Source organism: Burkholderia plantarii, from assembly GCF_001411805.1.
In the GTDB taxonomy this organism is placed as follows: domain Bacteria; phylum Pseudomonadota; class Gammaproteobacteria; order Burkholderiales; family Burkholderiaceae; genus Burkholderia; species Burkholderia plantarii.
The window spans coordinates 2,593,512-2,606,360 of the sequence record NZ_CP007212.1; the positions used below are offsets into that span (position 1 = coordinate 2,593,512).

Below are 12,849 nucleotides of genomic sequence, written 5' to 3' on the forward strand. Positions count from 1 at the left end.
ACCTTGATCCAGCATCATTGAGCGAACCGTCATTAAGCGAACGTTAACGCGCGATGCGTTACAAATCCGGCGGCGCGGCCGCCATACCCGCGGGTGGCTGCTACTTGTTGCCGCATGGCCTTCGGGCCGCGCCGCCCTTCCCGATTCCGATTTCCGTTGTCTGACAGGCTGACCGACTCATGAACGATACGCCATCGAGGCTACCGCTCAACCGTGCCGCATTTATCCTGATCCTGCTCGCGTTCGCCGCGATCTGGTTCGGCCCGCTCGGGCTGCGCCACCTGATCCCGAGCGACGAGGGCCGCTACGCCGAAATGGCGCGCGAGATGTTCGTGACCGGCGACTGGATCACGCCGCGCTACAACGGCTACAAGTATTTCGAAAAACCACCGCTGCAGACCTGGCTGAACGCGCTGACGTTCGCCTGGTTCGGGATCGGTGAATGGCAGGCGCGGCTCTATACCGCGCTCGCGAGCTTCGCGGGCGTGCTGCTGGTCGGCTATACCGGCGCGCGCGTGTTCAATCCGCTGGCCGGCTTCTGCGCGGCGGTGGTGCTCGCCACCTCGCCGTACTGGAACCTGATGGGCCACTTCAACACGCTCGACATGGGCCTGTCGTTCTGGATGGCCGTCACGCTCTGCGCGCTGCTGCTGGCGCAGCGCCCGGGCCTGCCGGTGCGCGCCACGCGCGGCTGGATGTGGCTGTGCTGGGCCGCGATGGCGCTCGCGGTACTGTCCAAGGGGCTGATCGGCGTGATCCTGCCCGGCGCGGTGCTGGTGCTCTATACGCTGATCGCGCGCGACTGGGCGCTCTGGCGGCGCCTGCACTTGGTGAGCGGCGTCGTGATCTTCTTCGCCGTCGCCGCGCCATGGTTCGTGCTGGTCCAGCAGCGCAATCCCGAGTTCTTCAACTTCTTCTTCGTGGTCCAGCAGTTCCGACGCTACCTGACGCCCGACCAGAACCGGCCCGGCCCGGTCTACTACTTCGTCGGCGTGCTGCTGGTGGGCTTCCTGCCGTGGCTGTCGATCGCCGTGCAGAGCGTGCGCCACGCATGGCGGATGCCGCGCCAGCCGAACGGCTTCGCGCCGATGACGGTGCTGCTGGTCTGGAGCGGCTTCATCTTCCTGTTCTTCAGCGCCTCGCACTCGAAGCTGGTGTCGTACGTGCTGCCGATCGCGCCGTCGCTCGCGCTGGTGCTGGGCGCCTACCTGCCGCTCGTCGCGCGCGAGCATTATCGCCGCCACCTGCTCGGCTACCTGGTGTTCCTGATCGCGGCCGCCGGCGGCTCGATCGCGCTCGGCCACCTCGGCGACGCGCGCACCCCGAACGCGCTCTACGTCAGCTTCCAGCACTGGGTCTATGCGGCGCTCGCGGTCGCGTTCGTGCTCACGCTGGTCGCGCTGTGGGTGAACCGCCGCGCCCGGGGCGGCATCGCCGCGACCGCGCTGGTGTTCGGCGCCGGCTGGCTGCTGCTCGGCACCATCGGCGGCACCGGCCACGACGCGTTCGGCCGCTACAGCTCGGGCGCGCCGCTCGCGCCGGCAGTGCGCGCCGCATTCGCGAAGCTGCCGCCCGACACGCCGTTCTACTCGGTCGAGATGCTCGACCACACGCTGCCGTTCTATGTCGGCCACACCACCACGCTGGTGGCCTACCAGGATGAACTCGCGTTCGGCATCTCGCGGCAGCCTGAAAAGTGGGTGCCGACCATCGAGGAATGGGAGCGCCGCTGGCGCGCCGAGCCGGCCGCGCTCGCGGTGATGCGCCCCGAGCGCTACGCCGCGCTGGCCGCGCAGGGCCTGCCGATGACGGTGATCGCGCGCGACACGCGCCGCGTGATCGTCGAGAAGCCGACGGCCAAGCCGCAACCCTGAGGACCCCGCTGCCATGAATCCCGTTTCCCTCGTCTGCATCGTCACCGGCGTGCTGCTCAACGCCTGCGCGCAACTGCTGCTGAAGGCCGGCGTCAACGCCGTCGGCCATTTCGAGTTCTCGCGCGCCAACATCATCCCGGTCGGCCTCAAGATCGCGACCCAGCTGCCGATCATCGGCGGGCTCGGCTGCTACGTGCTGAGCGTGGTGGTCTGGATCGTCGGGCTGTCGCGCGTGGACGTCTCGATCGCCTATCCGATGCTCTCGCTCGGCTACGTCGTGAACGCGTTCGCGGCCTGGTACCTGTTCGGCGAGGTGCTGTCGGTGCAGCGCCTGATCGGCATCGGCATCATCCTGGTCGGGGTGCTGGTGCTGGCGCGCAGTTGAGTCCCGGCGCCGGCCCCTGCCATTGCGCCGCGTCGGATCGCGGCGCGATTGCCGGCGCCGCCCCCTTCCCCCAACAAAAAGAGACGTTGTAATCTCGCGAACCAGTGTCTAATGCGCATGGCGGATCGGCCGTGATCCCGCCCCATTCGACACCTACCCAGCCAGCCGCCATGAGCCAGACATCCGTTCCGTTTTTGCCGTTCGTCAAACCCGAGATCGACGAGGAAACCATCCAGGGCGTCGTCGAGGTGCTGCGCTCGGGCTGGATCACCACCGGCCCGCAGAACCAGCGCTTCGAGGCCGCGCTGTCCGAATACTGCGGCGGCCGCCCGGTACGTACCTTCAATTCCGGCACCGCGACGCTCGAGATCGGCCTGCGCATCGCCGGGGTCGGCCCCGGCGACGAGGTGATCACCACGCCCGCGAGCTGGGTCTCCACCAGCAACGTGATCCTCGAAACGGGCGCCACGCCGGTGTTCGTCGACATCGATCCGGCCACGCGCAACCTCGATCTCGACGCGCTCGAACGCGCGATCACGCCGCGCACCAAGGCCGTGATCCCGGTCTATCTGAGCGGCCTGCCGGTCGACATGGACCGCCTCTACGCGATTGCGCGCGAGCACCGCCTGCGCGTGATCGAGGATGCCGCGCAGGCGTTCGGCGCGTCGTGGAACGGCAAGCGGATCGGCGCGCTCGGCGATCTGGTCTCGTTCAGCTTCCACGCCAACAAGAACATCACCTCGATCGAGGGCGGCGCGCTGGTGCTCAACGACGAGGACGAGGCGCTGCTGGCGCAGAAATACCGGCTGCAGGGCATCACGCGCACCGGCTTCGACGGGATGGACTGCGACCTGCTCGGCGGCAAGTACAATCTCACCGATGTCGCGGCCCGCGTCGGCCTCGGCCAGCTCGAGAAGCTCGAGCGCTTCACGGAGCAGCGCCGCGCGCTCGCCCGCGCCTACTTCGAGGCGTTCGCCGGCGGGCCCGCGGCGGCGCTCGGCGTCGGGCTGCCGATGGCCGACTTCGCGAACAGCAACTGGCACATGTTCCAGATCACGCTGCCGCTCGAACGGCTCACGCTGAGCCGTCCGGAATTCATGGCGCAGCTGAAGGAACACGGGATCGGCTCGGGCGTGCATTACCCGGCGATCCATCTGTTTACGCTGTACCGCGCGCGCGGCTTCCACGAGGGGATGTTCCCGCACGCCGAGCGCTTCGGCGCCTCGACCGTCACGCTGCCGCTGTTCACGCAAATGAGCGGGGACGACGTGAAGCGCGTGGTCGACGCCGTCAACCAGATTTGCGAACGATACGGAAAATAAGCGGAAATGACTCACCCTGAACCACGCGCCACGAACCCGGAAGTCTCGATCGTCATCCCCGTGTACAACGAGGAAGACGGGCTCGCCGCGCTCTTCGCCCGACTCTATCCGGCGCTCGACGCGCTCGATGCGTCGTACGAAGTGATCTTCATCAACGACGGCAGCCGCGACCGCTCGGCCGCCCTGCTCGGCGAGCAGTTCCGCGTCCGCCCCGACGCCACGCGCGTGGTGCTGCTCAACGGCAACTACGGCCAGCACATGGCGATCCTCGCCGGCTTCGAGCAGTCGCGCGGGCAGATCGTCATCACGCTCGACGCCGACCTGCAGAACCCCCCCGAGGAGATCGGCAAGCTGGTCGCGAAGATGCGCGAGGGCTACGACTACGTCGGCACGATCCGCAAGCAGCGGCAGGACAGCCTGTTCCGCCGCAAGGCCTCGGCCGCGATGAACCGGCTGCGCGAGCGCATCACGCGCATCAAGATGACCGACCAGGGCTGCATGTTGCGCGCCTACAGCCGCCAGATCATCGACACCATCAACCGCTGCGGCGAGGTCAACACCTTCATCCCGGCGCTGGCCTACACGTTCGCGCAGAACCCGACCGAAATCGAGGTCGCGCACGAGGAACGCTTCGCCGGCGAATCGAAGTATTCGCTCTACAGCCTGATCCGGCTCAACTTCGACCTCGTGACCGGCTTCTCGGTGGTGCCGCTGCAGTGGCTGTCGTTCGTCGGCGTGATCCTGTCGATCGGCTCGGCCGCGCTGTTCCTGCTGCTGCTGATCCGCCGCTTCATCGTCGGCGCCGAAGTCCAGGGCGTGTTCACGCTGTTCGCGATCACGTTCTTCCTGCTCGGCGTGATCATCTTCGCGCTCGGCCTGCTCGGCGAATACATCGGACGAATCTACCAGCAGGTGCGCGCGCGGCCGCGCTACCTGATCCAGACCGTGCTCGAGGAGCGCCCGGAGCGTGCCCACCTGCCGCTGCCGGGCGCCGCCGGCGGCGCCGCGGAGGCTTCGCGATGAAGCCGCGCGCGGTCGTATTCGGCTATCACAACGTCGGCGTGCGCTGCCTGCAGGTGCTGCTCGCACGCGGCGTGGAGGTCGCGCTGGTCGTCACGCACGAGGACAGCCCGACCGAGAACATCTGGTTCGGCAGCGTCGCCGCGGTGGCGCGCGAGCACGGGATCGCGGTGATCACGCCGGCCGATCCGGCCGGCGCCGAGCTGCGCGAGGCCGTCTCGGCCGCGCGGCCCGACTTCATCTTCTCGTTCTACTACCGGCACATGCTGCCGGTGGCGCTGCTCGCGCTGGCCGCGCGCGGCGCCTACAACCTGCACGGCTCGCTGCTGCCGAAGTATCGCGGCCGGGTGCCGACCAACTGGGCCGTGCTCAACGGCGAGACCGAGACCGGCGCGACGCTGCACGAGATGGCCGCGAAGCCCGACGCCGGCGCGATCGTCGGCCAGACGGCGGTGCCGATCCTGCCCGACGACACCGCCGCGCAGGTGTTCGACAAGGTCACGGTGGCCGCCGAGCAGACGCTCTGGCGCGTGCTGCCCGCGTTGCTCGCGGGCGAGGCCGCGCACCTGCCGAACGACCTTTCGCAGGGCAGCTACTTCGGCGGGCGCAAGCCCGAGGACGGCCGCATCGACTGGTCGAAACCGGCCGCCGAGGTCTACAACCTGATTCGCGCGGTCGCCCCGCCCTATCCGGGCGCGTTTACCGAGCTCAACGGCACGCGCTTCGTGATCGCGCGCGCGCGCCTGGCCGCGCCCGGCTCGGCCGCCGCGCAGGCGGCGCGGGATTTGCCCGCGGGCCTGCAGGTGCGCGATAATGCGCTATTCGGCGTGTGCGGCGACAGTCGCGCCGTCACCATCCTCGAGTTGCGCGAAGCGCGCAACGGCGGCCCGGATTCCGGCCCGGTCGTCTCTCCCGCTCAATTCGCGCAGTTCATTGATTCTTCCCGCCAGTCATGAAAGCAAAAAAAGTCCTGATCCTGGGTGTGAACGGCTTCATCGGCCATCACCTGTCCAAACGCATTCTTGAAACCACCGATTGGGAAGTGTTCGGGATGGACATGCAGACCGACCGGCTTGGCGATCTCGTCAATCACGAGCGGATGCATTTCTTCGAAGGCGACATCACGATCAACAAGGAATGGGTGGAGTATCACGTCAAGAAGTGCGACGTGATCCTGCCGCTGGTCGCGATCGCCACGCCCGCCACCTACGTGCAGCAGCCGCTGCGCGTGTTCGAACTCGATTTCGAGGCGAACCTGCCGATCGTGCGTTCGGCCGTGAAGTACGGCAAGCACCTGGTGTTTCCGTCGACCTCCGAGGTCTACGGCATGTGCTCGGACGAGCAGTTCGACCCGGACGCGTCGGCGCTGACCTACGGCCCGATCAACAAGCCGCGCTGGATCTACGCCTGCTCGAAGCAGCTGATGGACCGCGTGATCTGGGGCTACGGCATGGAAGGCCTGAACTTCACGCTGTTCCGCCCGTTCAACTGGATCGGCCCGGGCCTCGACTCGATCTACACGCCGAAGGAAGGCAGCTCGCGCGTGGTCACGCAGTTCCTTGGCCACATCGTGCGCGGCGAGAACATCAGCCTCGTCGACGGCGGCTCGCAGAAGCGCGCGTTCACCTATGTCGACGACGGCATCAGCGCGCTGATGAAGATCATCGAGAACCGCGACGGCGTGGCCACCGGCAAGATCTACAACATCGGCAACCCGAGCAACAACTACTCGGTGCGCGAGCTCGCGCACAAGATGCTCGAACTGGCCGCCGAATTCCCCGAGTACGCCGATTCGGCGAAGAAGGTGCAGCTGGTCGAGACCACTGCGGGCGCCTACTACGGCAACGGCTACCAGGACGTGCAGAACCGCGTGCCGAAGATCGACAACACGATGCAGGAGCTCGGCTGGGCACCGGAGTCGACATTCGACGACGCGCTGCGCAACATCTTCGAGGCGTATCGCGGCCACGTGGCCGACGCGCGCGCGCTGGTCGAGCAGCAAGGCTGACGCGTTGGCCCGCATCGTCCTCAAGATCGACGTCGACACGCTGCGCGGCACGCGCGAGGGCGTGCCGAACCTCGCGCGGATCTTCGATCGCCACGCCGCGCGCGCGACCTTCCTGTTCAGCCTCGGCCCCGATCACACCGGCTGGGCGATGCGCCGCGTGCTGCGGCCGGGCTTCCTGAAGAAGGTCTCGCGCACCTCGGTGGTCGAGCACTACGGCATCCGCCAGCTGATGTACGGCGTGCTGCTGCCGGGGCCGGACATCGGCCGCCGCGCGGCGGCCGAGATGCGCGCGATCCACGAGGCGGGCTTCGAATGCGGCATCCACACCTGGGATCACGTCTACTGGCAGGACAACGTGCGCACGCGCGAGCGTGACTGGACCGCGCGCGAGATGGGCAAGAGCCATGCGCGCTTCATCGAGATCTTCGGCGCGCCGCCCGCGACGCACGGCGCGGCCGGCTGGCAGATGAACGACGCCGCGTTCGAGCAGATCGACGCCTGGGGCATGCGCTACGCGTCCGACGGACGCGGCCACGGGCCGTACCGGCCGGTGGTGGCGGGCCGCACGCTCGGCCACGTGCAGTTGCCGACCACGCTGCCGACGCTCGACGAGGTGCTCGGCATCGACGGCGTGGACGAATCGAACGTGGCCGAGCACCTGCTCGCGCGCACCGAAGGCAATCCGCACGACCAGGTGTTCACGTTGCACGCCGAGCTCGAAGGCCAGAAGCTCGCGCCGGTGTTCGAGCAGCTGCTCGCCGGCTGGCGCGCGCAGGGCCACACGTTCGCGACCATGGGCGACTATCATGCCGCGCTGGATTTCGACACGCTGCCATCGTACCCTGTTACGTGGGGCGAAATTCCCGGTCGCTCCGGCGAACTGATCGTCCAGCCCGGCTGAGCGGTTTGCCGCGGTTCCCCGTCATGCCCGGCACGGCCCCAGCGTCGTGCCGCCGATAACAACAGGAGAAATCCCGTGTCCGTCGAAATCGACCGCCAAGTTCCCGATTTCACCGCGCCGGCGACAGGTGGCGAGTTCACGCTGTCCTCGCTGAACGGCAAGAAGCTCGTGCTGTATTTCTATCCCAAGGACAACACGCCCGGTTGCACCACCGAAGGGCTGCAGTTCCGCGATCTGTACCCGAAATTCAGGAAGGCCGGCGCCGAGATCGTCGGCGTCTCGCGCGACAGCCTGCGCTCGCACGACAACTTCAAGGCCAAGCTCGAGCTGCCGTTCCCGCTCGTTTCGGACCCCGACGAAACGCTCTGCGCGATGTTCGGCGTCATGAAATTGAAGAAAATGTATGGCAAGGAAGTGCGTGGAATCGAGCGCTCGACCTTCCTGATCGACGGTGACGGCGTGCTGCGTCAGGAGTGGCGCGGCATCAAGGTGCCGGGGCACGTCGACGAGGTGCTCGGTGCTGTACAAGCGCTTTGAGGCGGGTTATATTGGGCCGCAATGAATGCCCGTCAGCCCCATCTTTTTCGCCGCTGCGCAGGCGCACCGCACGAGGCGCTTAGGCCCGTGAGGCGCAGTACGCAGCAGGAAGCCGAGCCGCTTGCCCCTGTTCGGGGGCAGCGGCTTTTTTCATGGTCTTTCGCGGCCCGCGCCGCGTCCGTCCGTCAAGGAGCTGATCGAAAACTAGGCGAACCGGCGTTTTGACACCCATGTGCGCCACCGCGCGCAAACTGCACGCGAGCGCGTGACAGGATGCGAACCGCGGCGCATTCCAAGCGACACGATTCCTCCCGAGGGACACCATGCCTTTGCCTACTCCCCCCAGCAAGCTCGGCAGCCTGCTGCCGCCCGACGAATACAAGGCGAAAGCGCGCCCGAGCCGCAACACCAAGCGCGCCACCGATGGGGACACGGCCACCGCCGCCGCGCCCGTAGCCGAATACACCTCGCCCGCCAACGTCGCCGCCCCGATGGCTCCCGCCGCCAATGCCCCCGCCGCGCTGCACGCGGTCGCGCCGGCCATGGCCGAGCCAGCCGCGACCACCGGCACGCGATCGCGCAAGTCCCGGCAGACCGCCGCGCTGCTGACGCCGGTGCCGGCTCCGGCGCCCGCGCCGGCCGCGCCGCCCGAGGCACGCGCCGAAGCGCCCGCGACAACCGCCGCCGCGCCGGCCGCGGCCGCTGGCGACGCCACGCGTACCACGCGCGGACGCAAGAAGGCTCCCGCCGTCGAACTGCAAAAGCTGTTCGTGCTCGACACGAACGTGCTGATGCACGATCCGAGCAGCCTGTTCCGTTTCGAGGAACACGACGTCTATCTGCCGATGATGACGCTCGAGGAACTCGACAACCACAAGAAGGGCATGTCGGAAGTGGCGCGCAACGCGCGTCAGGTCAGCCGCACGCTCGACGGGCTGGTGGCCGACGCCGGCCCGATCTCGGCCGGCATCGCGCTGTCGCGCCTGGGCAGCCGCGAGGCGCTCGGCCGGCTCTACTTCCAGACCACGCTGACCGACATCGAGCCGGTGGAAGGCCTGCCGCAGGGCAAGGCCGACAACCAGATCCTCGGCGTGGTGCGCGCGCTGCAGCGCGAGCGCACCGACCGTCTCGTCGTGCTGGTGTCGAAAGACATCAACATGCGCATCAAGGCGCACGCGCTCGGCCTGCCGGCGGAAGACTACTTCAACGATCAGGTGCTCGAGGACAAGGATCTCCTTTACTCGGGCGTGCGCGAGCTGCCGCAGGATTTCTGGACCAGGCATGCCAAGGGCATGGAAAGCTGGCAGGACACCAAGACGGGCACCACGTACTATCGCGTGACCGGCCCGCTGGTGGCCTCGATGCTCGTCAACGAGTTCGTCTACCTCGAGCCGCACAACGGCGAGCCGACCTTCCACGCGATCGTGCGCGAGCTGAACGGCAAGACCGCGCTGCTGCAGACGCTGCGCGACTACAGCCACAACAAGAACAACGTGTGGGGCATCACGGCGCGCAACCGCGAGCAGAACTTCGCGCTGAACCTGCTGATGAATCCCGAGATCGACTTCGTCACGCTGCTCGGCCAGGCCGGCACCGGCAAGACGCTGGTCGCGCTCGCGGCCGGCCTCGCGCAGGTGCTCGACGACAAGCGCTACAACGAGATCATCGTCACGCGCGCGACGGTGCCGGTCGGCGAGGACATCGGCTTCCTGCCGGGTACCGAGGAAGAGAAGATGCAGCCGTGGATGGGCGCCTTCGACGACAACCTCGAAGTGCTGCAGAAGACCGACGACGCGGCCGGCGAATGGGGGCGCGCCGCCACCCAGGAGCTGATCCGCTCGCGGCTCAAGGTCAAGAGCATGAACTTCATGCGCGGGCGCACCTTCGTCGACAAGTACGTGATCATCGATGAGGCGCAGAACCTGACGCCGAAGCAGATGAAGACGCTCGTCACGCGCGCCGGCCCCGGCACGAAGATCGTCTGCCTCGGAAATATCGCGCAGATCGACACGCCGTACCTGACCGAAGGCAGCTCGGGCCTGACCTACGTGGTCGACCGGTTCAAGGGCTGGGGGCACAGCGGGCACGTGACGCTGGCTCGCGGCGAGCGCTCGCGGCTGGCCGATTACGCGTCGGATATCCTGTAAATCTGCGGTTGGAAAGAAGCGCCTCTTCGGGGGTGATGCCGTTCAGTTAAGCAACTGAACGGCATTTTTGTTTGGCGTGTGCGTCGTAAACGGAGCGACGCGCTGCCAACGTGGATCGCCATGACGAGCGATCCCCTGAGTCTCGTATTCGATACCCCTCCCGCGGACCTGAGCCGTCCGGGCGCGCACCGGCCTCAGGAATGGGTCGCACCGGCAATCGAGGCGACCGGCACGGCCGGCATTCGCCGTCGTCGCCTGCCCGCCGAGCAAGTGGTCTGGCTCGTGATCGCTCCGGCGATCTACCGCCACGGGTCGATCAGCGAAGTCGTCGACAGCCGCACAAGCGCGACCGCGGCTGGGCGACGCGCCGATGGCGTGGCTGTTCAGACGAACCGCGCGGGCCTGGCGCCAGCAGGACGCCGCGCGTCGCGCCTTCAAGGGATTGAGCCGGTGGGCCATGGACGGCACCACCTTGCGCATCCCGGAGAACCCGCCGATTCGCGAACATTTCGGCGCCCAAGTCCATGCCAGCGGCAAAGTGGCCAGGCTACCCTCAGGTGCGGGCCGTGACCCTGGGCTCGATTCCGGCTCATCTCGTCGCTGCGTGCCAAGCCCCTGCTTGAGTACATCCCGGTCCACTCGCTGGCCATGTTCGACAAGGGCTTCCCGCGCGCCGAAATTCCGTGGGGCCTGAGATCGGACCAACGCCATCGTCATTTCCTGATTCCGGCCAAATCGAATCCGCGTTGGGAGGCGATGTCGGGGCGGCCCGATGACGCCATGGTGCGCATGCGGGTCTCGCCGCAATCGCGGCGGAAATGTCCTGACCTACGGCAATGGGAGAGCGCACGCGCGATTCGAACGCTCGACGGGAGCCCGCCGAATTGAGCTTCGTCCGATCATTTCACCTCGTCCAGCACGAGATGATGCGGGCGGCTCGCACGCCGGCATTGGCTAAGCCGCCCGCCTTGCTTAAACGCCCGCGCGAGCACCTTGAACGGCTCCTCGACGACAAACGGCCCGACCGCAAATGCGATCGGGCCGTCAAGTCCCGTCCTGTTCGTTACGCCGTCCGGTTCCTCAAAAAGAACCTTAACTGAACGGCAATAGCCCTTCGGGGGCGCTGTTTTTGTTTGAATCCACGGTCGAAAGCCGCCGCTCGCGTCCGAATGCCAGCACACGGTCGCCAATGATCAATCCCCATTAAAATTCGAGGCTATTCAGGGCCAGAGTTTTTGCGCAAAAACTTCTTTTAGCTGCTCAAAATTCAGGCAACTTCTCAAGTCCCGCCTGAAGAGTTCTTGCCGAAGCCACGCCGGACCGACTACCATCCGCATTACCCGTCGTCATGCGGCGGACGCCTCGCTGGCGCCCGCCCCTCCTCCCGATGCTGCGAATCTGGCTGTCGATCGTCGTCGTTTCCCTGCTTGCCGCGTGCTCGACCGCACCGCAGCAGCAGTCGGCACGCTCGTCGGGGAGCCCACGCATCACCACGCCGCGTGCCTTCGCGCCGCCGCCCGGCTTCCCCAACTTCGTCGATCACAGCATCGGCCGCGAGGAAATCCCGATCCAGGCGATGAGCCTCGTCGGCATCCCCTACCGCTGGGGTGGCAACACGCCCGACGCCGGCTTCGACTGCAGCGGCCTCGTGCGCTACATCGTGTCGCGCGCCGCCAACGTCTCGCTGCCGCGCACCACCGCCGAGATGAGCACGCGCGGCGTATCGGTCGAGCCCGACGAGATCGCCCCCGGCGATCTCGTGTTCTTCAACACCACCGGACGGCCGCACTCACACGTCGGGATCTACGTCGGCAAGCTGCGCTTCGTCAACGCGCCCTCGACGGGCGGCACGGTGCGGCTCGACTATCTGACCAACCCTTACTGGGCCAAGCACTTCGACGGCATCCGGCGCGTCGCGCCGCCGCGCCATACGCCGACGCCGTTCGACACACCGACCTACGAAGCCGACAATCGCGCGCCCGAGCCGGTGCCGGCCTCACCGCCGCCGGCGTTGTCCTCGACGCCGCGCGCGGCGCCCGCCGCCGTGCCGGCCTACGCGGCCGCGCGGCTCGAGACGACACCTGCCGCCGTGCCGGCGCCGGCCGCGATCGTGGCCGCGCCGGCAACGGAGCCCGGCACCGCCGTCGCCACCAATGGCATGTCGCCACCGGTTCCGAACGGCGCGGCGGACGGCGACGCGTTCGAGCCGCCGCCCGCCGCGCTGTCGGCCGCGCAGCGTCAGGCTCGCGCGGCAGGCGCGACGACCGCCGTCGCAACGAACCCGGCCGCACCGGTCATGCCGTCCGCTTCCGCGAGCGCGAACGCCGGGACAGCGGCCGCCCCGCGCGGAAGCGCCTATGCCGCCGCACCCGACACCACGCCGGTGGCGAACGCGACCGCCGAACCCGACGCGATCGACGCCGCCGCCGACGCGTTCGAGCCGCCCCCACCCACGGCACGCGCGGCCGCACGACAGGCGCAGATGGCCTCGCCCGACGGCGTGCGGATCATTCGCGCCTCGACGGCACCGCCGCCCGCCTCCGGCAACGGCGACGATCCGATCGCCCGTTTCGCGAACGGCAGTTACTGAGTTCGACCCCGCGTTCAGCGCCGAACGGCGGGCCGCGACGCACTCACCCTGACCTGGCCCAGAAA

General features: G+C 67.6%; 10 protein-coding genes and 1 pseudogene. All 11 read left to right on the forward strand.

Translation table 11 applies throughout. The features are described 5' to 3' along the window. Nucleotides 1-179 precede the first annotated feature (179 nt). The 11 genes and pseudogenes from bpln_RS11010 to bpln_RS11055 all read left to right on the forward strand — a co-directional run bounded on the left by bpln_RS11010 (nucleotide 180) and on the right by bpln_RS11055 (nucleotide 12,784). Entirely contained in the window at nucleotides 180-1,874 is a 1,695-nt protein-coding gene (locus tag bpln_RS11010) for a glycosyltransferase family 39 protein (RefSeq protein ID WP_055138833.1), read from the forward strand. Between the two features lie 13 nt (nucleotides 1,875-1,887). Further along, complete coding sequence (locus bpln_RS11015; protein ID WP_042625218.1) at nucleotides 1,888-2,259, forward strand: EamA family transporter; 372 nt, start codon at nucleotides 1,888-1,890, stop codon at nucleotides 2,257-2,259. Between the two features lie 170 nt (nucleotides 2,260-2,429). Further along, on the forward strand, nucleotides 2,430-3,581 hold the full coding sequence (locus bpln_RS11020; protein ID WP_042625219.1) for a DegT/DnrJ/EryC1/StrS family aminotransferase: 1,152 nt from the start codon (nucleotides 2,430-2,432) through the stop codon (nucleotides 3,579-3,581). A gap of 6 nt (nucleotides 3,582-3,587) precedes the next feature. Beyond that, nucleotides 3,588-4,604: a glycosyltransferase gene (locus bpln_RS11025; protein WP_042625220.1), complete on the forward strand. Its 1,017-nt coding sequence runs from the start codon at nucleotides 3,588-3,590 to the stop codon at nucleotides 4,602-4,604. Beyond that, complete coding sequence (locus bpln_RS11030) at nucleotides 4,601-5,557, forward strand: formyltransferase (RefSeq protein WP_042625221.1); 957 nt, start codon at nucleotides 4,601-4,603, stop codon at nucleotides 5,555-5,557. The genes bpln_RS11025 and bpln_RS11030 overlap by 4 nt, the downstream gene beginning before the upstream one ends. After that, complete coding sequence (locus tag bpln_RS11035; protein ID WP_052498333.1) at nucleotides 5,554-6,609, forward strand: bifunctional UDP-4-keto-pentose/UDP-xylose synthase; 1,056 nt, start codon at nucleotides 5,554-5,556, stop codon at nucleotides 6,607-6,609. The genes bpln_RS11030 and bpln_RS11035 overlap by 4 nt, the downstream gene beginning before the upstream one ends. A 4-nt stretch (nucleotides 6,610-6,613) precedes the next feature. Then, nucleotides 6,614-7,510, forward strand: coding sequence for a polysaccharide deacetylase family protein (locus bpln_RS11040; RefSeq protein WP_042625222.1), 897 nt, complete (start codon nucleotides 6,614-6,616; stop codon nucleotides 7,508-7,510). Between the two features lie 75 nt (nucleotides 7,511-7,585). Next, nucleotides 7,586-8,047: a peroxiredoxin gene (locus bpln_RS11045; RefSeq protein WP_055138834.1), complete on the forward strand. Its 462-nt coding sequence runs from the start codon at nucleotides 7,586-7,588 to the stop codon at nucleotides 8,045-8,047. A 323-nt stretch (nucleotides 8,048-8,370) separates the two neighbouring features. Continuing rightward, a complete protein-coding gene (locus tag bpln_RS11050) occupies nucleotides 8,371-10,194 on the forward strand; it encodes a PhoH family protein (protein ID WP_055138835.1) in 1,824 nt (607 codons plus the stop codon). A gap of 120 nt (nucleotides 10,195-10,314) precedes the next feature. Continuing rightward, nucleotides 10,315-11,294, forward strand: a pseudogene (locus tag bpln_RS33925) (transposase domain-containing protein). Between the two features lie 287 nt (nucleotides 11,295-11,581). Beyond that, a complete protein-coding gene (locus tag bpln_RS11055; RefSeq protein WP_055138836.1) occupies nucleotides 11,582-12,784 on the forward strand; it encodes a C40 family peptidase in 1,203 nt (400 codons plus the stop codon). The last annotated feature ends 65 nt before the right edge of the window (nucleotides 12,785-12,849 follow it).